General features: G+C 31.3%; 25 protein-coding genes and 1 other annotated feature. Of the genes, 6 read left to right on the forward strand and 19 right to left on the reverse strand.

Translation table 11 applies throughout. From position 1 onward, the window contains the following. Nucleotides 1-6: 6 nt before the first annotated feature. The 14 genes from C7N71_RS01410 to C7N71_RS01475 all read right to left on the reverse strand — a co-directional run bounded on the left by C7N71_RS01410 (nucleotide 7) and on the right by C7N71_RS01475 (nucleotide 13,732). A complete protein-coding gene (locus C7N71_RS01410) occupies nucleotides 7-1,245 on the reverse strand; it encodes a glycosyltransferase family 4 protein (RefSeq protein WP_105987401.1) in 1,239 nt (412 codons plus the stop codon). Further along, nucleotides 1,184-2,413: a hypothetical protein gene (locus C7N71_RS01415; RefSeq protein WP_105987402.1), complete on the reverse strand. Its 1,230-nt coding sequence runs from the start codon at nucleotides 2,411-2,413 to the stop codon at nucleotides 1,184-1,186. The genes C7N71_RS01410 and C7N71_RS01415 overlap by 62 nt, the downstream gene beginning before the upstream one ends. 34 nt (nucleotides 2,414-2,447) lie before the next feature. Beyond that, entirely contained in the window at nucleotides 2,448-3,650 is a 1,203-nt protein-coding gene (locus C7N71_RS01420; RefSeq protein ID WP_105987403.1) for a glycosyltransferase family 4 protein, read from the reverse strand. After that, nucleotides 3,651-4,766, reverse strand: a complete 1,116-nt coding sequence (locus tag C7N71_RS01425; protein ID WP_167387709.1) for a glycosyltransferase family 1 protein — start codon at nucleotides 4,764-4,766, stop codon at nucleotides 3,651-3,653. It lies immediately after the preceding gene. Nucleotides 4,767-4,788: 22 nt separating this feature from the next. Further along, complete coding sequence (locus C7N71_RS01430) at nucleotides 4,789-5,451, reverse strand: sugar transferase (protein WP_105987512.1); 663 nt, start codon at nucleotides 5,449-5,451, stop codon at nucleotides 4,789-4,791. Nucleotides 5,452-5,469: 18 nt separating this feature from the next. Then, the gene (locus C7N71_RS01435; RefSeq protein ID WP_404799016.1) at nucleotides 5,470-6,249 is read right to left on the reverse strand and encodes a tyrosine-protein phosphatase; all 780 of its coding nucleotides are present in this window, start codon (nucleotides 6,247-6,249) and stop codon (nucleotides 5,470-5,472) included. Nucleotides 6,250-6,264: 15 nt separating this feature from the next. After that, nucleotides 6,265-6,975, reverse strand: coding sequence for a CpsD/CapB family tyrosine-protein kinase (locus tag C7N71_RS01440; RefSeq protein WP_105987406.1), 711 nt, complete (start codon nucleotides 6,973-6,975; stop codon nucleotides 6,265-6,267). Nucleotides 6,976-6,986: 11 nt separating this feature from the next. After that, nucleotides 6,987-7,700 carry a YveK family protein gene (locus C7N71_RS01445; RefSeq protein WP_167387710.1) on the reverse strand — a complete coding sequence of 238 codons (714 nt, stop codon included), beginning with the start codon at nucleotides 7,698-7,700 and terminating at the stop codon, nucleotides 6,987-6,989. 419 nt (nucleotides 7,701-8,119) lie between these two features. After that, nucleotides 8,120-9,244 carry a hypothetical protein gene (locus C7N71_RS01450; protein ID WP_105987408.1) on the reverse strand — a complete coding sequence of 375 codons (1,125 nt, stop codon included), beginning with the start codon at nucleotides 9,242-9,244 and terminating at the stop codon, nucleotides 8,120-8,122. Nucleotides 9,245-9,319: 75 nt separating this feature from the next. After that, the gene (locus C7N71_RS01455; protein ID WP_105987409.1) at nucleotides 9,320-10,159 is read right to left on the reverse strand and encodes an LCP family protein; all 840 of its coding nucleotides are present in this window, start codon (nucleotides 10,157-10,159) and stop codon (nucleotides 9,320-9,322) included. Between the two features lie 23 nt (nucleotides 10,160-10,182). Next, on the reverse strand, nucleotides 10,183-10,584 hold the full coding sequence (locus C7N71_RS01460) for a hypothetical protein (RefSeq protein WP_105987410.1): 402 nt from the start codon (nucleotides 10,582-10,584) through the stop codon (nucleotides 10,183-10,185). Between the two features lie 21 nt (nucleotides 10,585-10,605). Beyond that, the gene (locus tag C7N71_RS01465; RefSeq protein ID WP_105987411.1) at nucleotides 10,606-11,826 is read right to left on the reverse strand and encodes an MFS transporter; all 1,221 of its coding nucleotides are present in this window, start codon (nucleotides 11,824-11,826) and stop codon (nucleotides 10,606-10,608) included. Nucleotides 11,827-11,951: 125 nt separating this feature from the next. Next, nucleotides 11,952-13,322, reverse strand: coding sequence for a hypothetical protein (locus tag C7N71_RS01470; protein ID WP_105987412.1), 1,371 nt, complete (start codon nucleotides 13,320-13,322; stop codon nucleotides 11,952-11,954). Nucleotides 13,323-13,417: 95 nt separating this feature from the next. After that, nucleotides 13,418-13,732, reverse strand: coding sequence for a SemiSWEET family transporter (locus C7N71_RS01475; protein ID WP_105963937.1), 315 nt, complete (start codon nucleotides 13,730-13,732; stop codon nucleotides 13,418-13,420). A gap of 177 nt (nucleotides 13,733-13,909) precedes the next feature. Beyond that, nucleotides 13,910-14,145: a binding site (T-box leader), on the forward strand. Between the two features lie 150 nt (nucleotides 14,146-14,295). On the opposite strand from C7N71_RS01475, the gene brnQ reads away from it, so the two are divergent. Continuing rightward, nucleotides 14,296-15,678, forward strand: a complete 1,383-nt coding sequence (brnQ, locus tag C7N71_RS01480; protein ID WP_105987413.1) for a branched-chain amino acid transport system II carrier protein — start codon at nucleotides 14,296-14,298, stop codon at nucleotides 15,676-15,678. Nucleotides 15,679-15,710: 32 nt separating this feature from the next. Here the strand turns inward: brnQ and C7N71_RS01485 are convergent, their stop codons facing one another. Next, complete coding sequence (locus tag C7N71_RS01485; protein ID WP_157944335.1) at nucleotides 15,711-16,679, reverse strand: NAD(P)-dependent oxidoreductase; 969 nt, start codon at nucleotides 16,677-16,679, stop codon at nucleotides 15,711-15,713. A gap of 58 nt (nucleotides 16,680-16,737) precedes the next feature. Next, nucleotides 16,738-17,301, reverse strand: a complete 564-nt coding sequence (locus tag C7N71_RS01490; protein WP_105987415.1) for a hypothetical protein — start codon at nucleotides 17,299-17,301, stop codon at nucleotides 16,738-16,740. Nucleotides 17,302-17,445: 144 nt separating this feature from the next. Here C7N71_RS01490 and C7N71_RS01495 point away from each other — a divergent pair, with 144 nt between their 5' ends. Continuing rightward, entirely contained in the window at nucleotides 17,446-18,231 is a 786-nt protein-coding gene (locus tag C7N71_RS01495; protein ID WP_157944336.1) for a tyrosine-protein phosphatase, read from the forward strand. A 19-nt stretch (nucleotides 18,232-18,250) separates the two neighbouring features. Beyond that, a complete protein-coding gene (locus C7N71_RS01500; RefSeq protein WP_105987417.1) occupies nucleotides 18,251-19,186 on the forward strand; it encodes an alpha/beta hydrolase in 936 nt (311 codons plus the stop codon). A gap of 35 nt (nucleotides 19,187-19,221) precedes the next feature. Here the strand turns inward: C7N71_RS01500 and C7N71_RS01505 are convergent, their stop codons facing one another. After that, nucleotides 19,222-20,331, reverse strand: coding sequence for a hypothetical protein (locus C7N71_RS01505; protein WP_105987418.1), 1,110 nt, complete (start codon nucleotides 20,329-20,331; stop codon nucleotides 19,222-19,224). A gap of 127 nt (nucleotides 20,332-20,458) precedes the next feature. Continuing rightward, the gene (gene purB / locus C7N71_RS01510; RefSeq protein WP_105987419.1) at nucleotides 20,459-21,757 is read right to left on the reverse strand and encodes an adenylosuccinate lyase; all 1,299 of its coding nucleotides are present in this window, start codon (nucleotides 21,755-21,757) and stop codon (nucleotides 20,459-20,461) included. 260 nt (nucleotides 21,758-22,017) lie between these two features. Here purB and C7N71_RS01515 point away from each other — a divergent pair, with 260 nt between their 5' ends. The 3 genes from C7N71_RS01515 to C7N71_RS08030 all read left to right on the forward strand — a co-directional run bounded on the left by C7N71_RS01515 (nucleotide 22,018) and on the right by C7N71_RS08030 (nucleotide 24,563). Then, the gene (locus tag C7N71_RS01515; RefSeq protein ID WP_105987420.1) at nucleotides 22,018-23,325 is read left to right on the forward strand and encodes an adenylosuccinate synthase; all 1,308 of its coding nucleotides are present in this window, start codon (nucleotides 22,018-22,020) and stop codon (nucleotides 23,323-23,325) included. Between the two features lie 5 nt (nucleotides 23,326-23,330). After that, entirely contained in the window at nucleotides 23,331-24,290 is a 960-nt protein-coding gene (locus C7N71_RS01520; RefSeq protein WP_105987421.1) for a GMP reductase, read from the forward strand. 111 nt (nucleotides 24,291-24,401) lie between these two features. After that, nucleotides 24,402-24,563, forward strand: a complete 162-nt coding sequence (locus C7N71_RS08030) for a hypothetical protein (RefSeq protein WP_181399193.1) — start codon at nucleotides 24,402-24,404, stop codon at nucleotides 24,561-24,563. 38 nt (nucleotides 24,564-24,601) lie between these two features. Here C7N71_RS08030 and C7N71_RS01525 read toward each other — a convergent pair whose 3' ends face one another. Next, nucleotides 24,602-25,537, reverse strand: a complete 936-nt coding sequence (locus C7N71_RS01525) for a dihydroorotate oxidase (protein WP_105987422.1) — start codon at nucleotides 25,535-25,537, stop codon at nucleotides 24,602-24,604. Between the last annotated feature and the right edge of the window lie 7 nt (nucleotides 25,538-25,544).

Genomic DNA, 25,544 nt, shown 5'->3' on the forward strand with positions numbered 1-25,544 from the left:
AATTCCTCAATTCTCATCAAATACTGAGATAAAATCTTTATAATATTGAGATTGGTTATGAGTCTTCAAAAAGTGATTACTAATTGCAAGTTTTTCTTTACTACTCTCGGGGTTATTAATAATATTATCAATCGCCTGAGACATATTATGAGTGAACTCATTATTGACATTTAGAACGGTAGCATAATCAGGACTAGCGTATTCTGGAATTCCGCCTCGATTAGTCGTCAATAATTCGGTTCCACAACAAAGCGCCTCGATATTTGTAAGTGGTGCTGGATCGTCCCACATAGATGGAACTACCGATAAATTAGCCAATCTATAGTAGTCAGCAATCTCATCATAAGGTACATAGCCAGTAAATATTATTTTATCTTTAAGTTGTGCTACTTTAGATTTTAATTGTTTCATATAGTCACTATCATTAGCAGCAGTATCAAAAAATGGTGCTCCAATAATCAGTAGCTTGGCATTTTTACTATGCAAATTTTCAAAAGCATTCACTAATTCCAAAATTCCTTTTTCTGGAACCAGTCTCCCCGCAAACATAATTATAAAATCATGTTCGCTAAGATGATACTTCGACAGCAATTCCTTGCTCTTAGATTGATCATCATCTACAGGTCTAAATATTTCAGTATCTACGCCATTTTTAACAACAACTTTTTTCTTTGTATCAAAGTTGCTCAAAAAATCAGGTAAATGTTGAAGCATAAAGTTACTTACTGATAGAATTTTATGACAATTAGAAAATATGTTTTTACATCCGTAGCTTCCAGAAATTTTATTATGCATGTGGTATGAATATTTTCCTAGATACTTTTTGTAATTGCCTCTCGTCTTCAAAGATAACAAAAGTGGTGCACTATTCTCAAAAATAATCTCATCAAAATTATTTTGCTTCAAAATTTTAGAGATGGCATTAACGATATGCAGTCTTTCCAAAATAATTTCATGAGATTTCTTTGTGTGCTTCTTTATCAACCTAATTAAAAAGAATAGCTTTCTATCCATTGATTTAATATAGTTAGGAGTTTTAATAAAGTGAAATTTAGAAAGCTTATAACGATTAGATATAAGCTCGGCTTTCGCATCATAAACACTTATAATATGAAACTCCACTTTTTCTTCAATTTCATTTTCTTTGACCAGATTTTCAACAATGTTTTCTACTGCCCCGCCTTTAACTGCGGGAACCGGTAGCGGACCCGCCGTCACTATGGCTATTCTTTTCAATTCTTTCATCCTTCCAATTAATTCCGACTCCTACAAACAAAAAATAATTCATCAAATATGGTGGAAAATTAAATGATCCATCAACCATCCAAGCAATAATATTAAATAACAAACCAATAGCAATAAACTTATTTTTTTTCCAAATATAAAAGATAGGTGATATCCATAATCCATATAATATAGGTAATCCCAAAAATCCGTGATACCCAATAACAGAAAATACACCTTCCAGTGCATATGAATTTACCCATGGAACTCCAATTAAAATGTCTCTAAGATAACTTATTCCTGTATCCTCACGTAATTGGTTAAATAAAATTCTAATTTGAGGAATTCTTTGATTACCAGTCTTATCATTAATAGTCCGTAGTATATAATCATCAAAAAAATTGAATATAAATGCCGGCCGAACATAATAGAAGTATATTATTAACAGTATAAGCAATGAAACCACAACTACAATCCATGTAATTGCCTTATTAAAATTACGTTTAAAAAATAGATAAAGTATGTAGGGAACAAAAATAAAAAAAGGAATCATTGAGGACCTAGTACCCGATAATATCAATCCGATAAGTCCTAATATCAATGATATGTTTTTAACTGCCTGCCAAATTCTATTATCAAATCTATAACCGATTAACAATGGCAGACTCAGGGCTAAAAACAATCCAAGTCCATTGCCATTTTGGTAGGTCGATGGCATTTTAAATGCCATTCCGTCTGACACAAGACCTATTGGCTTATATTGAATAGCAGTACCAAAGGACTCAGTTATCCCTTGAACGTTTACGTTCAAGACACCAAAGGACTTCTGGAGAATAGCAAACAAACTAGTAATAATCACCGCGCTTGTCACATACTTAACAAAACGAACTCTATCAACCAATTTACCAATTAAAAATGCTATAGGAGAAATCATTAGGATGAATAATGTAAATATTGATGAAATATTGGTACCCTCAATATTAAAAGCCAAGTTAATCAATAAAAATAGAGAATAGATTAAATACAATACAATCATTTCAAAACTAACATTTATTTTTTTTATTTGGATAAAACTAACTATAAATATTAGTCCAAATAATAATTCAGCCACAGTCACAGGAACTCCAGATATCATCATTCCAGCTTTTGGGAAGGCCAGAGTCAAAAATATAAAAATTTCTAGTAGCATTTGTACGCCCTCCTATCATCAACGCAATATTGTTTTACACTATATAACTGGTATAGTCCTTATAATATTGTTCTAGCGTAAAGTCTTTTCGTATTAATTGTCTATTTCTATTTAATTCATCAACCAAGCTATGATTATTCAAAATTTGGTGCAAAGCCGCATTTAAATTATCCACGACCTTATCATTACGTTCCACCAAAATAGCTGAATTGTTACTAGCATATTCTGGAATTCCCCCAGAAATAGTAGCAATCAATGGACGATCATAAATAATTGATTCAATAACCGTTAATGGTGCTGGATCATTCCATATAGACGGCACCACAATCACATCAGACTGCGTATAATAGTTGGCAATCTTCTCATAATCCACATATCCTGTCGAAATAATCTGATGCTTGCTTTTGAGACACTCAAATCTAACTTTTTTTTCGTAATCACTGGATATATTTTCTTCAAACGCCGATGAACCAACAATCAGCAACGTAATCTTGTCTTCTTCAAGTTTATTAAACGCTTGTATCAGCTGCAATATCCCTTTTTCCGGGATAATTCTACCAAAAAAGGTAAAAATAACATGATTGTTTGGAATTCCATACTTCTCTCTTATATTGAATTCCTGGTCGATACTCATTTTTCTCACACAATTTCTTAACACTTTAACTTGATTAGGATTAACATTAAAACGATTTAAAATAGAATTAGCAATGAACTGACTAACACAAATAATCTTAGACTTTTCAATAATTTTCTTACACCCATAATCATTATGGAACTCATTATGCACATGATATAAAATCTTATTTTCAAAGTAATTATAATTATTATATTTCTTCAATGCCATAAAAGCAGATGGATGATTCTCCACAATTACATACTCGTATTCATTTCTATTTAATTTAATGTACTTAGCTGCCTGATAGATATAAAAAATCCGCGTAAATAATGAAGCATATGACATTGCATTCTTTTTTTTTAAAATTCGATTTGCGATAAAATAACTTAACTTGTTCAGTTTTCTCAATATCATAGGAGTATGTATATAGGTGAAACTAGTATCGTGAATTTCCCTGGTCATCTTTTCGGCTTCATCATCATAAATGCTAATAACGTCTAACTTACAATCTTTAAATTTCTCATTTTCTTCGACAAAAATATCGATTAAATTTTCAACCCCACCACTCCTACTAGCAGGCACCGGAACATGCCCAGAGGTTAGCATTAATACTTTTTTCATTTACTTCTCCAATAACTCATCATATTTATCTTCTAATTTTTTAGTTTCTATAGAAATATCATATCCCATCTGCTGGGCCTCATTTATAAAACTATGTCGTTTATCTGCATGGTATAACTCATTTTGAATCGAAATACACCACTTATCAATAGATTCATTTAGGCCCAAGAAATCAATATTATCAGCAATGGCGACCTCATCGGGTACATTTTTCGACACCACTACTGGTAATCCAGTCACTTGAGCTTCCACAGCTACCATTCCAAATCCTTCATAATGTGAAGGAAATAAAAATAAATCCATTGCTTGATAATAATCTTCAATATTAGATTTATTTTTTAGAAACTGAACCACATCTAATATACCCAATTTATAACATTTTTGAACTAAATCATCTATTAAGGGCCCTTCGCCAATAATTAATAATCTATAATTGGGATTCGATTGGTGTAATCGATTAAAAATATCGAGAATGAATGTCTGGTTTTTTTGCCATACTAAACGTCCTACGTTACCAATGACTATATCATTATCTCGATATCCTAAAGCTTTACGTTGTTTTGCTCTAACGTCTTTACGAAATCCCAATTTATTCAAATTCAAAGAATTTTTTAAAATATATAATTTATTATTAGCAATCTTTTTACCAAATAACCATTTACCAGTAGAATAAGTTGGTGCCATATAATGGTTTGGATACCACCTAGCAGCCAGTCTTAAAACATTCTTAATTAAATTACGTATCCCCTCACCAGAAGAAGCCGTATTATGATTATGTGCTATTCTTATCGGTACTCCACATTTTTTAGCTGCCCTTAATGGAAAAAAACTCAAACTATTAAGGTTGGAATGAACAATTAAATATTTATTTTTCCTAAAGATGCGCTTCAAATCTCGCTGATTTTCTATAACCTTTTGATATGGTGCAACAAATATAACTCTACCGCCCATTTCTTCAATTTCAGCCATTGGAACTTCAGTAGAATCATTATCAACGATGAAATCAAATTGATATCTTGACTTATCTATATTTCGATAATAATTCATAATGACGGATTCAACTCCACCGCCAATCATTTTTCCCATAACCATAGCAATTCTAGTAGTTTTAACCATATTTAATATTCTCCATAAAAAATCAACAAGCATCATTTGGAAAAATCATAATCCAAATTGTTTTAAAACAAATTTTTACATCCATTAATATACTTGAATTACTAATATAATCTAAATCTAAACTAACCATTTCTTTAAAACAAAGTGCATTTCTTCCACTAACTTGCCACAAGCCAGTACATCCAGGTTTAACCAGTAACCTTAGTTTATCATGATTAGTATATTGTGCTACTTCTCTAGTTAAAGGTGGTCTAGGTCCTACTAATGACATGTCACCGATTAGCACATTAATTAATTGCGGTAATTCATCAATACTGTGTTTTCTAATAAATCTTCCCACTTTAGTAACGCGAGGATCATCATGCATTTTAAACATCGCACCATCTACTTCATTTAGCTGAATTAATTTCTGTTTTAAGTTTTCAGCATTGCTATACATTGATCTAAATTTATAAATCTTAAATTTTTTGCCTCTTTTACCTACCCTTGTTTGAGTATAGAATATGCTTCCTTTATAATTATCAATTTTAATGGCAATTGCAACGAATAAAAACAAAGGAGACAAAACAATTAATGCCAGCAAACTGATAATTATATCAAAATTTCTTTTAAAAAATAGATATAATCTATGCTTAATCCCTACTTTTTTCAAATGACTATCCCATAATATATCATCATATCTAATCAAACGATTTTCTCCTTTCTAAAACAAACGATGAATTAAATTTTCTAATCTAGATTTACTATGAATGCGGCTTATATTAACGGATTGTATTGCTTTACCATTCCAAATTGATTGAGCAATTTGTTGATACTTTATTGATATTTCATAATTATTTTTACTTATTAAATCATAAGCCTGTTTCATTTTAAAATTTCTACCAGCTAAGTTATGTGCATCCGAAGCAAAAGTAAAACCCAAGTTTGCCTTGATTATTTCATTAGTAAACTTTTGAACCTTTTTACCAAACCCCCCAAGATAGCTACTAGCAGTTAGCTGCGTTAAACAACCATGCTTTACTAATTCATATAGTTTATCTGGTGCTTTTTGAAAACCTCGATTACGTTCTGGATGCACAATGACTGGAGTAATCCCCTTAAGTTGCAATTCAAAAACCATATCATTAGTATATTCAGGGACTTCGTTATGTGGTAACTCTAGCATCATATAATGCTGCTGTTCATCGGCAAATAATATATTATCCTGCTCAATAGCAGTTAATAAATTACCGTTTAAATGAACCTCTTGTCCTGCTCTAACTTCCAATGGAATATTATGATTATTCAGTTCGCTTTGAAAAGAAGCAGTTTTTGCTAATATGGACTTTTTATTATTCATATATTTACCGTCCATATGATGTGGTGTTAATAACATCTTATCAATACCCTGTTTAACTGCAATTTGGGCTAAATTTAACGATGTCGTTAAATCAGGCGATCCGTCATCAACCCCTGGCAAAATATGCGAATGTAAATCAATCAAGATAAACACCCTTCCCTACTTAGAATAAAAATAGTAGTAATCGTTATTATGCTTATCGTTAGGTACCATATTCATCACTGCGCCAATAATATTAGCATGAACTTTTTTTAGTTGCTTAACTGCCTGCATGCTATCCTTTTTATCAGCAATACCATTAGGAAGATTAATAATCACTCCATCAACCTTAGTTGCTATAATTGAAGTATCTGACATTGTATTAACCGGCGGTACATCCAAAATAATCAAATCGTTGCTGCCATGATAGTGATCAATCAAATTACTTAATCGGTCATTATCTAATAAAATAGCTGGATTAGGTGGCGTTGGTCCACTAGTAATTACATTTAAGTTTGCAATATCAGTTTTCTTAATGACATTATCTAAGTAACTATTACCAGAAAGATAAGTGGACAATCCTTCTCGATTAGATACTACAAATGATTTATGAACCGTTGGTTTACGCATATCAGCATCAATTAACAGAACATTTTTGCCTTGTTTAGCATAAGTAATCGCTAAATTAGCACTGACCGTGGACTTACCTTCTGACGGATCACTAGAAGTGACTAAAATACTATTCATTTTTTTATCATAATATGCAAATGAAATATTAGTCATTAAGGTACGAAATTGTTCAGCAATTGATGATTCTGGATAGTCCCTAGCAACTAATCGAACACCATATTTGTTACTATGGTTACTTAATTTTTTCTTTTTAGCAAACAAATGGTTTCCTCCTAATGTTTAACATTCTTTTTAATTAGTTTCATATCAATATCATTAATCTGACCTAAATCAGTTAAGCCTAATTCATTAGTAACATAATCCATATCTTTGATAGTTTTATCACTATATTCCTTTAATAAAGCTAATAAAATTCCAAGGATAATTCCAATCAAGCAACCAATAATTAAATTAGGAACAGTTTTAGGAGACACAGGCGTGTAATTAGGACTGGCCTTTGAAATAACAGAAACATTATTAACGTTCATAATTTCTTTTATTTTTTTCTTAAACACATTAGCAGTGGAATTTGCTACCTTTGAAGCAATTATAGGATTAGAAGATGTAACACTAATACCAATAACTTGAGAGCTTTGATCCGTATTCACTGATAAACTACTGTTCCCATAGTCCTTATTTCCAACATCTTTAGCAACTGCACTACTTACAGTTTGACTAGTTAAAATAGTCTTATAAGTATTCACCAATTGTAAATCAGTTGATTGAGCTTGTTGTAGCTCACTATACTGATTATTAGATTTAGTTATTTTTTGATTCACAATAATTTCATTAGTTGATTGGTATTTAGGCTTAATTACAAACAGTACAGCAATTGCAAATATTGCGACTGTTATTATAGTTACCGTAATGATTAACTTAATATGTTTAAGTAACATTTTGAAAATGTTACTTAATTCTTCAAGAGAGTTGCTATCTTCTGTATTCAAAAAAAACATCCTTTACATATTTTATTATATAAAATGGTTCAAATTGTTTAAACATATTTTATTTACTATCAATAAAATCAAAATAATAAGTCTAATTACTTTCAATATGTATAAATTTTATGGTATCTTTTAATATGTTTTACCTAATCGCAATTATATTATAAGATAATAACATATTAATATTAAAAATAAATTAGCATTTTGGTATATTAATTAACCTATGATTAAGGTTATATAATATCACCATTTAAATATTACTATCAAGTAAAGTTTTTTTCAAAGAAGAGTTATCGCATAAAAATGTCATATTTAATTACATCCTAATTTTATAATTGAAAAATAAATTTCATTTCTAATAATTAATCCCATATATTAAAATAAAATCCATCTAATCAACAAAATTAGATGGATTTTATTTTTTATTTAGCTAATTTATTAATTTGACGACGTAATGCATTAGCTTGTTTAATTGTTTTATTATAGTTTTTACGGCTTAGTTTATGGTTAATAATTTTGTCATTTAGTTTGGACAACTTAGCATCTAGCTTAATTGTTTTATTTAGCTTGTTACGTTGAGCTACTAAGCGTTTATGATTCTTACGAGTTAGATGTTTGCTCTTTAATTGTTGATCAATCTTATTAACCTTAGCAAGGTTATTAGCTTGTTGGTTCAAATCCTTACGTTGGATTACTAATTCACGACGAGTTGTTTTTGAAAGGTTCTTCTTGTTCAATTCCTTGTCAATCTTATTAACCGTCTTCATTGCTTTATTTTGTTTATTTAAGTTATTACGTTCGGCTCTTAATTCTTTCTTAACATTCCGACTTAAATGTTTGTTACTTAAGTCTTTATTGATGCTTTTAATTGATGAACGTACTCGATCTTCTTTATGCAAATCTTGACGTTGTTGTTTTAAAGCCTTTACTTGTGTTTTAGACAAGTTATCATTTTTTAAGGAATCATTAACATTGTCAATATCAGCCTTCACTGAATCATTAATCTTAACCTTGTCATCTTTACGAGCTGGTAATTTGTTATCGTCATGCTTTGATACATTATTATTTTTACCATTATTATCATTTTGTTTATTGGTACTATTATTAGTTGGTGTTGGTGTTGGTGCTGGAGTAGGTACGATTGGACTTGGAGTAGCAGCCACTTCAACATCAATTGAATCGCCGTTTTGATCAAATTTACTATTATCAGCCACATTATAAGTAACAGATTTAATACTGTTATTTTTTTGTTGCATTACATCTGCAATCTTATCAATGGCCCCTTGGTATCTAGCAATCTTACTATTATCTGGTTGACCATTATTCACGGTATAACTAGCCTGATTACCATTAATTGTAATACTCTTAATATTTTTATGACTTGCTAACTCATCCTTAATTGTATTCATTGCAGCGTATTCAGATGGTTGAACATACACTGTCTTAGTAGCTGCATGTGCTGAATTCATCATTAAGTTACTTGCTCCTGCAAGTGATAAAGCTGCTACAAAAGAAAAAATTCCTTTTTTTACTAAATTATTCTTCATTAAAAACTGCTCCTTAAATCAATTATGTTATACAAATATATTAACATTAATTATTTTTTATTTAAATATAATTTTTTATTTAACCATTTGTTTAGCTTGGTCCCATGTCACATTAGTATGTGTACCTCCAGCAATGCCATTTAAAAAACCTTGGTTCACTAACGCTTTAATATCATTTTTACGGTTCATTGCCGCACTCATAATAGCAGCAGAATGTCCACTTTCATAATATTGCACTACTTGATCACCATTCATATGTTGTCCATCTACATCCAGGCCACCTAAAGCATTCACTGCCCGAGCAGCTGCACTCATATCAAATGAAGTGTAATAATTGACTGGGCCATTAGTCTGTTGTTTAGCATTCTTAATATCTTGTTCAGAAGTATTATTTTGCTTATTACGATTGCTTTGATTATCATGATTACCATTTGCATCGCTATTACTTTGATCACGGTCATTGGTTTTATTTTGGTTAATAAAACCTTTTGTGGCATGATCAATATCTGATTTTTTAGGCGTATTCTTACTATTACCTAGCACTTGTCCGCTCTTATTATCAACAATTTGTCCATCTGATTTTTCAGTATAAGTACCATTTTGTAGCTTCTTGACTTGGAAATCACGCTTCCCATTTGTCCCAGTTACATACAATAATTTATCATCAGAACCATCTTTCTTAGTCCCTTTAACTTTTACCACCATATGATACTTATTGCCCTTAGGCTTAGTAGTTCCTTGAGCTTTTTTATAGGTCTTATTATAAGCCTCATGGACATTATGATAAGCATAGGCAAATAAGCCCCCTAATGCTAAAACAATCAATACAATAATTGAAATAATCCAAAGAAATATCTTCTTTCCTGTACTCATCTTCTTTTTATTATTTCTATGCATGTTTTGCTCATTATTCATCAACATTACTCCCTAATTACTTTTTAAATCATTTTACCTTTACTATCAACCGTCACCATCGAATCTTTATCTTGATGATTTTCGAATTTACGATGCAATAAGGCAATACACTCATCAATACAATAACCTAGCGTCATTTCTTGATGAAAATGAATTTTTGCAATTTCACGAATACTATAAAATTTTTTCAAATAATTATCAATAAAATAATTTAAATATTCATTATAGCTTTGACTTATTTTAAATACGTCATTACTATCATTGCTATCAAATCTGGCTACATATAAATCATTATATTCATTTTGTGTTTGTCGAATCATTTTTTTAATATCTGCTTTATCAAAATTAATTGCTGGTTGTGTCAAAGCATCTTTCGATAAGTTACTATCTGCAAGTTCCATAATATGTTGATTATGACGACGCATTTTATCTGTCCCCTTATTTGGTTAATGTTTTTTTCTAATTTCAGGTACTCGCCATTCCAAAAGAATTAAGTTCACTAATAATAATAACGCGGTAAAGACAAAGACTCCACTATAATCAAAAATGTTAGAAATAAATCCACCCATCATCGAACCCACAACGGCACCAATAGCTTGCGCAGCTTGATTCAAACTAAAGACCATCCCTGTGGAACCAGCTGGTGTTTTTTTAGCTAGCAATGTTTGAATAATGGGATAAATAGCCGCATTTGAAATTCCTACTAAGAATCTTAGAATTCCTAAAACAATGACACTAGTAAAAAAGCCTTGGGGAAAGTAAAAAATAATGGAAAAAATAAAACCATAAATCAAAATTTTATTGGAACCAATGCGATCCCCCAAACGACCCCAAAAAGGTGAAGCTATTAACATCGCAATTCCTGGTAGTGAAGAAATAATCCCCGCTACTACCGTAATTGGTCCATGGTTATTCATTAATTCTTTTACAAATAAACTAATTACAGGATAAATTGAGTATAATCCAGCCTGGACAATAATAGTTGAAACTAGCAACCAGGCCGTCAATTTGGGATCAGGAAATTCTTTTAGAAAATGAATATCAAACAATGAAGGTTGATTTTTTATTTTCTTTGGATCCGGCTTAAAGGTTTCTTTAACCATAAATAAACTAAGTAAGAATGATAAGAATAATAAGCCACCGGTAATAAAGAAAGTTACTCGAATCGAGAATAATCCGGCTAAGAAGCCCCCTAAAATAGGTCCCAATAAATTACCACCAACATATCCTGTCGTAATAATGCCTAATGCATAGCCTTCTTTTTTCTTAGGAGTTTCAGCAGCTACTAATGCTGTGGCGTTGGGAATAACTCCTGCAAAAAAGCCTTGTGCTGCTCTTAATGCAACTAGTTCCCAAGCATTGGTAACTAATCCCATTAAAGTAATGGCGATTGCAGAACCAATCGTCGTCTGTAATAATAATCGTTTGCGTCCATGCCGATCAGCAAAGCGTCCCCACATCGGAGCAGTCACCGCTACCACCACAAAGGTCGCTGCATAAACTAATCCACTAATCATGGATAAAGCTCCATGGGAAAAATTACCTAGTTCACTAACATATAGCGATAGGAAAGGAATAACTTCACTAAACCCCGTCCCTGCAATAAAAGTTGCAAACCATAAAACTAATAAATTTCTTCGCCAAACCGGCTGACCAGAATCACTCATAGAGTGAAAAAACCTCTTTTCTTAAATTCAATTAATATGTATAACAATAATAACTGAGTTATTATATCATAATATATTGACGTAAATCAGCAGATAAAAAAAGATTGATGATTTTTTCATCAATCCTATTCAATATCATCCATTTCCACATTATCAAAAGTGCCATGAAACAATTTGCGATTATCATTACCAAATAAATGCTTAATTTCAAAATTTTTAATTTTAGCTTTTTTATTTATTGAATCAAGATAAACGATTTTTTGGGCAATCGCATTTGGACTTTGATTAGGATTAAGATTGATTGTGTCTCTTGGAATGTCTTTATATCCATCAACTGACTCAATGAGATTAAAGGTCCTTAAATCGTAATTTACAATTTGACTTTGCAATGCTAATCCCACATTCGTAGCAATCAAAATTGATAATAAAAATCCATATATATAGTTTAAAACACGACCAGTAGGCTTCTGCCAACTTTCAGACAACATATGTCCAATAATAACTACAACAAAGAAAATAAAGATAAAGTAAATTGGATATCCATACCTAGCCAGATAGATTGGTCTAAATAACAATGAAACTAATAATCCAGTCATTGCTGTTAACATAAAGTCAGCCATTACAAATGAAAATAACAAATTAAATTTTTTAGGCATTCTAAAATAACTCCAGACAATTGGATAGATACATAAAACCATCAATGCAATGGCTGCCCATAAATCAAAACTTGTTTGCGTATTTAAATCCGTAAATAGATTTACTAAATCGTTTAAAAAAGTTTGCCCATTCATTGGCGGGATCCAATAATTTTTAGCGACTGATTGCACTTGAAAATATGCAACAATCCCCCATGGGACAAACATCCCCACAAATAATCCAATCGATACTTTCAACGAATGCGTATCATATTTTTGGAAAACAAATTTCACAAAATATAAAATCAATAACCAGCCCGCCGATACTGCAGCAAAATAGTGCGTGTAAGAAGCCAAAGAGGCAAAAATTACTGCCAAAATAATGTGACCAGGTTTATGTGAATTATCATAGTGCTGTAACTGATTTAAAAGTAACGCTAACAATAACGCAGCTAGTGCATACATTCTAACTTGTGTTGCATAATGCATAATACTAGGTGCTAAAAATAACCCTGCCCACTGCAGTGCATTACCACCAATGACATTTAATGATTTAGCTGTTTTGCCTAAAACAATAAAAGAAAGTAGTGTAATTATATAAGATAAGACCCGGGCAAAAATTACTTTAATAAAAAGTGAACTAGTCCAAAAAGTAGTAATACTCAAATAGAATTTTAAAACTATGTAATAAAATGGTGGATGAACATCCATTGAATCAAGATGAATAATCTCAGAATAACTATGTTTTACTAATGCCATTGTAAAGCTTTCATCTCGCCACAAAGTTGGATGCATAAAAAACACAGCGTAAAGAATTGATATCACAAATAGCCAAAATGTAATTTTACCTTTTTTACTCATTTAACTGCCCCCTTCTTAATCAACAATAATATTATAATATATAAAAAAGTAAAGCAGACGAAAATTTCGTCTGCTTTTGCAAATTATTTTTGTTATTAGTGGATGAAAATAGTAACCAAAGTAACTAATCCAAAAATCACTCCAGGTACATTAGAAATAACTAGTGGCCAATCACGATAAGTCTTAAACCAACCATATAATGTCCATAAAGTAGCATTGATCGTAGCTACAAATGGTTGAATAGGACTAACTGGATTACCTGAGAGGTTTTGCATAATTTCAGGAATATATGCAATATACATTAGAGAAGAAGTCAAAATTGCAACTTTGCTCATAAGTTTTAGATTTTTAATACGTTTATCTGAAACTTCTTTACGTTTATTCTTTGGTACATAATTATCAATCTTCATACAAAATTCTCCTTTTGGCGAGAGCCGAAAATTTGATAAAAAATAAATTAACTTGTCTCGTTTAAAAGCATACATTTATTATAACACGAGAATTATATCTATTTTAAATAAAAAACACCAGCTAAAAATAATATTTGACAAGTTTAAATTAAAATCTTATGATAATTTATAAATAAATTAATTGCGACGAGAAAGTTGAGTAGCAATGACGATTTTTGAAGCGAGCTTCGTTAGGTGCAAGGAAGCATTAATCTAATTGTGAAAATCCCTTTCGAGCAATGTACTTAAACGAGTGGATTAAAGTACATGGGGTACACCCCTTAAAGTGTCAGCGTATGATTGTACGTGGAGAAGTAGATTTTATTTAGTCTACAAATGTAAGGTGGTACCGTGTCACTGATGACGCCCTTAGTCTAGTAATGGATTAAGGGCGTTTTTTATTTACTCATTTATACATATTTTTACAAAGGAGATGATGGTTTTGGATAGTCCGATTCAGATTTTACACATGGCGATTCAATTTATAAGTAACCTATTTTTCAATATATCGGAGGAGTTTATTTATGGAAGATTTAAACAAAAAACCATTATCTTTAAAACAATATTTAGTCGTTAGTTCATTATTATTTGCCTTATTTTTCGGTGCTGGGAATTTAATTTTCCCCTTACACTTAGGACAATTATCAGGCGCTAATTGGTGGCTAGCAATGTTAGGCTTTTTATGTACAGCCGTTGTTTTACCATTACTATCAGTACTTGCAATCAGCGTTACTCATTCTAAAGGCGTTTATGATATTGGAAAACCATTAGGCGGAGCCTTTGCATTAGTCTTCATGGTTTTAATTCATGCCACGATTGGTCCATTATTTGGCACTCCTAGAACCGCTACGGTTCCATTCAGTGTTGGGGTACAACCACTATTGCCCGCTAAGTATAGTCATTTAGGGTTACTCGTCTTTTCATTTTTATTTTTCCTAACTGCATTCTTACTTTCATATAAAGAATCTAGTATCATGAAAAGTATTGGTAAATTACTAAATCCAATTTTCTTATTATTACTATTTGCAGTTTTCTTATTAGGATTTCTTCACCCCATGGGAAGTGCAGCAACACAAGCTGCAACTACAGCATATCAAAATGGATCGTTCTTTAATGGATTTCTACAGGGTTACAACACTATGGATGCCCTTGCCGGATTGGCATTTGGTGTTACTGTCGTAACTGCTGTTAATCAATTAGGTAAAAACAATCCTTTAAGTAATGCTAAAGTAACTGCTAAAGCTGGTTTAATTGCAGAAGGCTTAGTTGCTACTATTTATGTAATATTAGTATGGTTAGGTGCTACTACTTTAAATAAATTCAAAGGATCAGCTGATGGTGGAACTGCTTTTAATCAATTGATGGGTTACTATATGGGAAATGTTGGTCATGCATTGCTAGCAACTTTGTTAACATTAACCTGTTTAACTACAGCAATGGGGTTAGTGGCTGCTTTTGCTCAAGATTTCCATAAACATTTTTCATTCTTAAGTTACCGTCAATGGTTAGGCTTCATGTGTTTAGCATCATTCATGACCGCTAACTTTGGCTTGGATACCATTATTCAATGGTCAACACCTATGCTAATGTTCTTATACCCATTCGCAATGGTATTAATCCTATTATCCGTATTTTCACCATTATTTAAACATGATTCTGTTGTTTATCTATTTGTTGTACTATTTACGACTGTGCCTGCTTTGATGGATATGATCTCCTCTTTTCCAACAGTAGTTTCCAAAAGTGCTTTTGGCAACGCAGTAACTGGTTTCCAACAAAGTTATCTTCCATTAGCATCTATTGGAATGGACTGGGTGGTTCCAGCAGTGGTTKGACTAATTGTTGGTTTATCAGTTCACTTTATCAAAACAGTTAAAAATAGCGTCCCACAAGAAGCTAATAATTAAAAAAATAAGCTGCTTAAAAGCAGCTTATTTTTTTAATACCCTTCTACTAAGTTAACTAAATTTTTATTTGGTTTTCCATCATTATTAAATGCTTGCATATTTTCATCTAAAATCGCTAATGATTCATCCATATACTCTGCATGTAATCCTGAAATATGAGCAGTAATTAAAACATTCTCCATTTGCCATAATGGATTATCCGAAGGTAATGGCTCAGGATCAGTTACATCTAATGCTGCTGATCCTACTTGTTGATTATATAAAGCATTAATCAAATCTTTAGTAACCGTACTTGGTCCACGACCAATACTGATAAACATTGGTTGATTATTCAAAGCATTGAAAAATTTTTCATTGTAATAATGGTAAGTACTATCGCTTAATGGTAATGCATTAATGATAAGATCAGCGTTTAAAACACGATCATCATTCATGACATTGTCCATACTAACGGTTTGTGCAAAACCATCAATTGGGTGCCCACTATGATTAACGCCAATGGTTTCAGCACCAAAAGCATCTAATAGTTCAGCAATTCTGCCACCAATATGACCAGTTCCAAATACAACCGCATGTTTACCATTAATCATCTTAGGCATTGCATTTGGTTGATACCATGATCTCTTACGTGCAGATTCATTAATTGCACGATAATTACCTAAAATCATCCCAATAACAGTTTCTGAAATTGGTTCAGCATGAATGCCACTAACAGTAGTTAAGTAAACATTCTTAGCCTTTAGTTGATCTAATGGATAATAATCAACACCTGCAGATAAAGCTTGAATCCATTTTAATTGAGCATTATCACTATTTAAAATCTTATCTAAAAGTTCTTTGTTATAACCAACTAAAATATCAATACTATCTAAAATATCTTTAGACAATGATTCATCTTCATAATAGATATTATCATTATCAAAATTTCCATTTTCTTTAAAGTTAGTTTTAATTTTATCAATATCAAAATTGGTATTTGGTGCAGCAACTAAAATATTCAATTTATCACCCTCCTTATATAATATATAAGGAAAAATGAATAAATACAATTATTTAATGCTACTTCTTATTTACATCCCTCATATTAAAGTCTGCTTTTCTAACATAATCTTGAATACCATGGCCCAAATAAAAATGAAGTTTATCAGGATAAATTTTTAGTTTATATGGATAATATTGATGTTTTGAAACCATTTGATGTTGATCATTCAGTTCATATTGAACACCACGGAATTGATAAGTATATCCGCCTAAATATCTATACTCAATGTTTTTAACACCTTCAGCAGGTTCTTTTTCATACAGGTTATCATCATCGTCTTTATACATATAATTTCCAGAGCTTTTATAATTATCATATGTTATATATGCTTTAGTATCTCTACCATTATAGTACCAAGTTCCATGAACTCTCTTAGGGGTTCCTTTATACCATTTATTAATAACTGGTTTAAAAGCGCGTTTTTTTGATTGCTTATGCGCTTTGTTTTTCTTATTAACCACTTTATGTACTCGTTTATGATGATTAGCATTAGCTGAAACATTATTATTACCGGTAGTTCCAACAAACAATAAAGTACTAGCAGTAATTAATGAAATTGAAATTAATCTTCTAAATTTCATGAACTTATCTCCTTATTAATTAATAAACTACATATTATAAATTAACACAAATTAATTTGTTAATAAAATGTGTATATACTTTCAATAAAATAAAATTTCTTTTACAATTAAATATAAATATTAACACGATTAATGAGGGATAAGATGAATAATAAAAGACTTTTAGATGTTAAAGATGGTTATAACTTCAGAGAATTAGGTGGCTACCCCACTAAAGATGGCAGAACTATCAAATGGAATAAATTAATTCGTTCCGGTGAATTATCGGAATTATCCAAAGTAGATCAAGAATACTTAACTAACTATGGAGTTAAATATGATGTTGATTTACGTTCAGATTTAGAACGTAAAAATGCTGCAGATAAAATGCTTCCTAAAACTACTTTTATTCCTAACCCTGTCTTCAATACTGGCCATGACAAAACAGATGAAGAATATGCTAAACAATATAGTATCAACCCAAATTTAGGTACTGAAAATATGATTTTGTCTTATCAAAGTATGGTTACAGAAGTTAGTGCTAAAAAAGCTTTTAGAAATTTATTTAATATTTTACTTCAAAATAATCAAGACGATTCATCCGTTTTATTTCATTGTGCTCAAGGTAAGGATCGAACAGGACTATCAGCTGCATTTATCCTATTTGCTTTAGGAGTCAGCGAAAATAATATTAGACAAGATTACCTAATATCCAAAGAACAAATGAAACCATACGTACGATTAAAGATTAATGAATATTCAGCATATGGTATGAATGATATATTGAAAAATAATTTATCTAATTTATATAGTGTTGATGAAAAATATTTTGATGCCGCAATGGATATGATCAAAAAAGAATATGGTAATATCGATAATTTCTTACATGATTTTATTGGATTATCCAATCAAGAAATTAAACAATTAAGAGATATTTATTTGACAGATTAATTAATAAGGAGGAAGAACAATGAGCTTAAAAAAAGCTGCCGCTACAATTGGCATGTTATCGGCAACCGTTGGTGTTGGTGTTTTTACTTTCAGTGAATATTTATTTAAATTAGGTATGAGTCGCAGAGACGCTGATCCAATTCCTCAAAACAATCAATTAAAATTTGCTTATGAATACTATCGATATGTAGATTGGTTTCACGCCATCCCAAAGGATGAATGGATTTTAAACGAAGAAGAAACTGGCGAAAAAATGGTGGCTTCGTATATTCCCGCTTTAAACAAAACTAATAAAACCGTTATAATGGCTCATGGTGTCGCATGCAATCGGGAAACAATGGCTAATTTCATAAAAATGTTTCATGATTTAGGTTTTAACGTATTAGCACCTGATGACCGTGCACATGGTGATAGTGATGGTAAATATGTGAGTTATGGTTGGACCGATCGGGTTGATTATAAGCGTTGGATTAACATGGTTTTATATAAAGTAGGCCTAGACACTGAAATTCTATTGTATGGAATTAGTATGGGTGCTGGGATTGTCACAATGTTAAGTGGTGAAGATTTACCTTCACAGGTAAAATCCATCATTGCTGATTGTGGATATACAAATGTTGGCGATGAATTTAATTATCTACTCAGAGAACGTTTTAATTTACCTGCATATCCTTTTGAACCACTAGTGAGTGCCATTAATTGGCATCGTGTGGGCTATCGTTTGCATAATGCTTCATGCACCAACGCATTAAAAAAGAATAAACGACCTATTTTATTTATTCATGGTGATAAAGACATATATGTTCCCACCTATATGTCTTATGAAAATTATCATGCATCTAAGGGACCAAAACAATTGTGGATTGTTCCAGGTGCTGGACATGAAGAAAGTTTCTGGACTAATCCAGTAAATTATAAACAAAAAGTACATGATTTCACTGGTACTTATATGTAGATAATAAAAAACGGAGAATATAAATTCTCCGTTTTTTATTTATTTAGTTTAATAATTTGATGATGCAATTTTTTAACTTGTTGATTTAATTTATTATGTTCATACTTACTTAGATGTTTATTAATAAGTTTATTATTTAAAGAATCTAATTTCTTATATATTCTGAAAATTTTATTTAATTTATTTTTTTCTAAGTTTAATTGCTTTCTAGTTTTATGATTTATATTTTTATACTCTAATCTAGTATTGATTTTATCAATTCTAGATATAATTGTATTTTGTTTAATTAAATCATTACGGGCCCCTCTTAAGTTGTTACGCAATGTGAAACTCAACTTACGATGACCTAATCTTCCATCAATTTGATTAATTAGCGTGAAATTATTTACTTGTTGAATCAAATTATGTTTATAGTTAGTTAAGTTATGACGAACTCGCTTACTTAAATGTTTGTGGGCTAGTCGATAGTTAACTCTATTAATGGTCGTAACTGATTGTGACTGTGCCTTTAAATCTTTTCTTTGCATCAATAAATTCTGACGAACATTTTTGCTAAGCTTCTTGTTATGCAATTTTCTATCAATAATATTAGTTTGTTTTTTGATAGATTTAACTGTAACTTGATGCTTTTTAGCAGGGCGTCGACTCGCCTTATGTTCATTATTTTCATTAGCGGGATTATGTTCACTATTATTATGCCCATTATTTTCATTAGGTTTATTATTATTTGGGGTTACTGGAGCAATTGATTCACTATAGGGATATACATTAATATTTTCTCCACTATTAGTAACATATGTTCTTGTTGGCGTAGCTGTCACGCTATTAATTCCTAAAGACTTCATTTTATTAAGAATTTGATTAATCTGAGTTGCATACAAATTATAATAATAATTGCTATTATCACCTAAATTAACTACTTTTTCTCCATTCGCATTTCTATAAATAATTTGATGATTAGTTAAAGTAATTGTATCTGCTTTATTATCTAGGGCAACTCTAATTGCTTGCATTGTATCAAAATCGCCTCTAGGAACACCAATGTTCATCGCATGAACGTTAGAAGTTGTTAAATATGACAATCCTGTAAACGATGCAGCTAATGATAAAGAAATTAATGATTTTTTTAAAATCTGTTTACTCATTTAAAATTCACCACTTAGTACTTTATTTAAATATATAATAACATTTAAAGCTGCTTTCAATAATTATTTAGCTCAAAATATAAAAAAGACGTACCTATATGGTTTTAGATACGCCTTTACTTATTAATTATTTTAACAATCCAATGCGTTTAAAAATATTATCAACTCGACGAATATGATAATGATAATCAAAAGCATCTTCGATATCAGAGGTAGACAAATGTTCTTTAATTGTTGCATTGTTCTCAACCAATGGTTTAAATTGCTTATCTTCATCCCATGAAATGGCAGTCAATGGCTGTACTAAATCATAAGCACTTTCACGTGACATCCCTGAATCAATTAATTTAAGCATTACCCTTTGTGAATAAATCAAACCATTAGTAGCATTTAAATTCTTCTTCATTTTGTCTGGAAATACATCTAGACTATCAACTATCTTGTTAAAACGATGCAACATATAGTCTAGCAAAATTGTAGTATCAGGTAAGATAATTCTTTCAGCAGACGAATGCGAAATATCTCTTTCGTGCCATAATGGAATATCTTCATATGCAGTCATAATATGTCCACGAACTACTCGAGCTAATCCACAAATATTTTCAGAACCAATTGGATTTCTTTTATGAGGCATTGCAGAAGATCCCTTCTGCCCCTTGGCAAAGTGTTCTTCAACTTCATGAATTTCAGAACGTTGTAAACTACGAATTTCAGTTGCAAATTCTTCAAGACTAGTAGCAATTAAACCTAAACATGCAATGTAATCAGCATGTAAATCACGGGGTAAAATTTGACTAGTAATTTCTTGTGGACGAATCCCTAACTTATTACATACATACTTTTCAACAAATGGATCTACATTCGCAAATGTACCAACTGCTCCAGAGATCTTACCTGCTTCAACTTCATTTGCGGCGATTTCAAAACGTTTCATATTACGTTTCATTTCTGAATACCAGCGGGCAATTTTCAAACCAAAAGTAGTTGGCTCAGCTTGTACTCCATGGGTACGTCCCATCATTACAGTATCTTTATATTTAAGCGCTTTTTTAGCAATAGTATTCGTTAATTCTTCAAGATCTTGTTTTAAAATTTTATTAGCTTGTTTTAATCGATATCCTTGCGCCGTGTCAACTATATCGGTACTAGTCATACCAAAATGAATCCATTTCTTTTCTGGTCCTAATGATTTTGAAACATCACGAGTAAATGCAACCACATCATGATGAGTAATTGCTTCAATTTTAGCAATTTCTTTTTCATCAAATGTAGCATTTTCACGAATTTTTCTTACATCGTCTTCTGGAATCTCACCTAATTTAGCCCATGCCTCATCAACTGCAATTTCTACTTCTAACCACGAAACATATTGATTATGCTTAGACCAAACTGATCCCATTTTTTCTCTTGTATAACGACCAATCATTAATGCCAACTCCTTAATCAAAATCATTGAATATATACATTTTAGCACATATAGTTCGTGTTTTCATATTATCTTTTATATTTTATATTAATTATCGTTCTTTAAATTATAAAACACGAAACATTTTATGGCATTTTTATAATATAGTTCTTGATTTATTTTTATAAACTGTTAAAATTCTTTCTTGGAGTGTTATTTAATACTCTAGTTAAATTATAAACTATAAAACTAACTATACTTAAAAATTTGAGGTGGACTTTATGTCATCAATCGTAATCGTAGGTAGTCAATGGGGAGACGAAGGAAAGGGAAAAATTACTGACTTTTTAAGTCAAGACGCTAACATGATTGTTAGATATTCTGGTGGTGACAATGCTGGACACACCATCGTAATCGATGGTAAAAAATTTCATTGTCAACTTATTCCATCTGGAATCTTCTACTCTGACAAACTAAGTGTGATTGGAAATGGCGTAGTCGTTAATCCAAAAACATTGCTTCAAGAAATGAACTATTTAAAAGAAAACGGTTTGAGTTATGAAGGCTTAAGAATCTCTTCCAGAGCTCAAGTCATCATGCCATACCACATTTTATTTGATAAATTACAAGAAAAAGCTAAAAAAGTTAAGTTAGGCACTACCCATAAAGGAATTGGTCCTGCTTACATGGATAAGTTAGAGCGAATTGGTATTCGCATAGCGGACCTAATTAATAAAGAAACTTTTGCAAGAAAATTACATCAAGTCCTAGACATCAAAAATAATATTTTAGACAAAATGTATGATTTAGAACCTTTTGATTTTAATGAAATTTTTAACGAATATTATGCAATGGGACAAAAAATTAAACCTTATGTTTGTGATACTTCATTGTTAATCAATGAATATTTAGATCAAGGTAAAAAAGTTTTATTTGAAGGTGCGCAAGGTTCAATGCTAGACATTGACCAAGGCACTTATCCATTCGTTACATCATCGAATCCAATTGCTGGAAATGCAGCTATTGGAACTGGAATTGGTCCTAATCGAATTGATTCTATTGTCGGAGTATGTAAAGCATATACTTCCCGTGTTGGTGAAGGTCCTTTTCCTACTGAACTTTTTGATAAAAAAGGTGATCATATCAGAGATGTCGCCCACGAATATGGAGTGGTTACTAAAAGGCCCCGTAGAATTGGTTGGTTAGATACAGTGGTGTTAAAACATGCTGCTAGAATTTCTGGTTTTACTCACCTTTCATTGAATTGTTTAGATGTATTATCTGGATTTAAAACTGTTCCTGTATGTACTGCCTATGAATATGAAGGCAAAGTTTTAAATTATTATCCTGCTAATTTAGATATCTTAGATAAATGTAAACCTATCTATGAAGAAATGCCGGGATGGGATGAAGACATTACGCAATGTAAAACAGTTGATGAACTACCTGAAAATGCTAAAAATTATTTAAAACGAGTTGCGGAACTAGTCGGCGTTAATCTATGTACTTTTGCCGTTGGCCCTGATCGTAAGTCCACAAACATTTTAAAAAATGTCTGGGAAGAAAATGAAGCTGAAGAAGTGAGGTAAAAAATATGCAAACTTTTGATTATAATAATGTTCAACTATTACCAGAAAAATGCATCATTAAGAGTCGTAAAGAAGCTGATACAACCATTAAATTTGGCCCTCATGCTTTCAAACTACCGGTAGTACCCGCTAATATGCAAACTGTTATTGATGAGAATTTAGCTACTTGGTTAGCAAGCAACGATTATTTTTATGTAATGCATCGTTTTCAACCAGCAGAACGTTTAGATTTTGTAAAAAGCATGCATCGAAAAAACTTATTTGCTTCAATTAGTGTGGGAATCAAAGATTCCGAATATGACTTTATTGATGAATTAAAGGAGGCTAAAGAAAGTCCTGAATACATCACAATTGATGTTGCCCATGGGCATTCAGATTTTGTTATCAAAATGATTCACTATATTAAAGATAATTTACCTGAAACATTCTTAATCGTAGGCAACTTAGGTACCCCCGATGCTGTGCGTGAAATTGAACGAGCTGGTGCTGATGCAACTAAGATTGGTATTGGCCCAGGTAAAGCATGTATCACTAAATACAAAACTGGTTTTGGTACCGGTGGTTGGCAATTATCTGCTCTTAAATGGTGTTCAAAAGTTGCAACTAAACCAATGATTGCTGATGGTGGAATTAGAACTAACGGCGACTTAGCTAAATCCATTAAATTCGGTGCTTCTATGATTATGATTGGTTCTATGTTTGCTGGTCATTTAGAATCTCCTGGTGAAATTGTGGAAAAAGATGGTAAAAAGTTCAAACAATATTGGGGATCTGCATCTGCTAAACAAAAAGGTGCTCGTCACAATGTTGAAGGACGTCAATTACTGATTCCATATCGTGGCAAAATTAACGATACCCTTACTGAAATGCAAGAAGATCTTCAATCAGCGATTTCATATGCTGGTGGTAAAGATCTAATGGCATTAAGAAAGGTTAATTATGTATTAGTTGATAGTATTGATTAGTTAAGCATATTATTATTTATAATCAATATAATATGATATAATTTTTAAGTTTGGTTAGGTTACCAATAGACATAAATCATATTAAAAGGTTGTATTATATAAATGGAAAAAATGAATATAACAAACGAAACATATAAAGACTTACAGATAGTTAAACATATTAATTGTATGACTTATGATCAATCAGTAATTCAAATGTTAATTGAGTTTTATCAAAAACATGCTAGTGATGGGGAAATAAGCGTTTTTAATACAATGAAAAAAAATTTATAAAAATAAAGCGTTGAGAAATATTCTCAACGCTTTATTTTTTATTGTTCCTTTAATTTTCCCCTAAAATCATCTAATGAATGATATCCTTTGGCTTTCATTATTTCAATTAATTCATTATTGATACGTTGAAAGGCTCCAAGCCCCTCTTCATATAACTGCGTACCAATTGAAACCATATCTGCGCCACATAAAATATGAGCAAAAGCATCTTGTCCAGTGGTAACACCACCAGTTCCAATAATGTTAATTGATGAATTTAATCGTTGGCGTAATGCCCGAACATTAGCTAATGCTGTAGGTAAAGCAATGGCCCCACCTACACCACCAAAACCACCTTTTGGTTTTAATACTGTGCTTTCGCTTTCAATATCAACCCACATCCCGTTTCCAATCGAGTTAATGGTATTAACATGACTAAGCGGATACTGATTTAATATTTTAGCAATTTTATCGAAATGTACTAAATCGAAGTATGGTGGCAATTTAATTCCTAAAGGCTTTTTGAAAAATGCAAAAATCTCTTTTAACATTTGATTGGAACTTGCAAAATCATAGGCCATTTGTGGTTTACCAATTACATTAGGGCAAGAAAGATTCAATTCGGTTAATCCTTGATATTTGGAATCTTGAATTTGATGTAATAGTTCTAAATCTTCTTCTTTGGACATCCCAGCTATTGATAAAATAGTTGGTTTTTGGATGTTTGAATGAGTTACATAGTCTAAATAAAATTGAAATCCTTCATTAGGTAAACCCATCGAATTAATTGAGCCAGCTGGTAGTGAATGATAACGAGGTAACGGATTACCAAAGCGACTGTTTGGTGTTGCACTCTTGGTTACTAATCCACCAGAATAATGATCATTCATTAATTCTTCTAGCTCTTTTTTACTTTGACAATGAATGCCAGATGCATTTAAGAAAAGATTTTTAAATTGAGTATTTTGAATTTTAGATGATAAATCAACAGTCATATAAATA

The sequence above is a fragment of the Apilactobacillus timberlakei genome (assembly GCF_002993965.1).
Lineage (GTDB): Bacteria > Bacillota > Bacilli > Lactobacillales > Lactobacillaceae > Apilactobacillus > Apilactobacillus timberlakei.

What these genes read in the sequence shown, in the direction of transcription:
- C7N71_RS01420 (WP_105987403.1), bottom strand. Translation starts at nt 3,650, where the DNA reads ATGAAAAAAGTATTAATGCTAACCTCTGGGCATGTTCCGGTGCCTGCT.
- C7N71_RS01455 (WP_105987409.1), bottom strand. Translation starts at nt 10,159, where the DNA reads ATGAATAATGAGCAAAACATGCATAGAAATAATAAAAAGAAGATGAGT.
- C7N71_RS01520 (WP_105987421.1), top strand. Translation starts at nt 23,331, where the DNA reads ATGCAAACTTTTGATTATAATAATGTTCAACTATTACCAGAAAAATGC.
- C7N71_RS01490 (WP_105987415.1), bottom strand. Translation starts at nt 17,301, where the DNA reads ATGAAATTTAGAAGATTAATTTCAATTTCATTAATTACTGCTAGTACT.
- C7N71_RS01500 (WP_105987417.1), top strand. Translation starts at nt 18,251, where the DNA reads ATGAGCTTAAAAAAAGCTGCCGCTACAATTGGCATGTTATCGGCAACC.
- C7N71_RS08030 (WP_181399193.1), top strand. Translation starts at nt 24,402, where the DNA reads ATGAATATAACAAACGAAACATATAAAGACTTACAGATAGTTAAACAT.
- C7N71_RS01470 (WP_105987412.1), bottom strand. Translation starts at nt 13,322, where the DNA reads ATGAGTAAAAAAGGTAAAATTACATTTTGGCTATTTGTGATATCAATT.
- C7N71_RS01415 (WP_105987402.1), bottom strand. Translation starts at nt 2,413, where the DNA reads ATGCTACTAGAAATTTTTATATTTTTGACTCTGGCCTTCCCAAAAGCT.
- C7N71_RS01495 (WP_157944336.1), top strand. Translation starts at nt 17,446, where the DNA reads ATGAATAATAAAAGACTTTTAGATGTTAAAGATGGTTATAACTTCAGA.
- purB (WP_105987419.1), bottom strand. Translation starts at nt 21,757, where the DNA reads ATGATTGGTCGTTATACAAGAGAAAAAATGGGATCAGTTTGGTCTAAG.
- C7N71_RS01465 (WP_105987411.1), bottom strand. Translation starts at nt 11,826, where the DNA reads ATGAGTGATTCTGGTCAGCCGGTTTGGCGAAGAAATTTATTAGTTTTA.
- C7N71_RS01505 (WP_105987418.1), bottom strand. Translation starts at nt 20,331, where the DNA reads ATGAGTAAACAGATTTTAAAAAAATCATTAATTTCTTTATCATTAGCT.
- C7N71_RS01515 (WP_105987420.1), top strand. Translation starts at nt 22,018, where the DNA reads ATGTCATCAATCGTAATCGTAGGTAGTCAATGGGGAGACGAAGGAAAG.
- C7N71_RS01450 (WP_105987408.1), bottom strand. Translation starts at nt 9,244, where the DNA reads ATGAAGAATAATTTAGTAAAAAAAGGAATTTTTTCTTTTGTAGCAGCT.
- C7N71_RS01425 (WP_167387709.1), bottom strand. Translation starts at nt 4,766, where the DNA reads ATGGTTAAAACTACTAGAATTGCTATGGTTATGGGAAAAATGATTGGC.
- C7N71_RS01410 (WP_105987401.1), bottom strand. Translation starts at nt 1,245, where the DNA reads ATGAAAGAATTGAAAAGAATAGCCATAGTGACGGCGGGTCCGCTACCG.
- C7N71_RS01460 (WP_105987410.1), bottom strand. Translation starts at nt 10,584, where the DNA reads ATGCGTCGTCATAATCAACATATTATGGAACTTGCAGATAGTAACTTA.
- C7N71_RS01525 (WP_105987422.1), bottom strand. Translation starts at nt 25,537, where the DNA reads ATGACTGTTGATTTATCATCTAAAATTCAAAATACTCAATTTAAAAAT.
- C7N71_RS01475 (WP_105963937.1), bottom strand. Translation starts at nt 13,732, where the DNA reads ATGAAGATTGATAATTATGTACCAAAGAATAAACGTAAAGAAGTTTCA.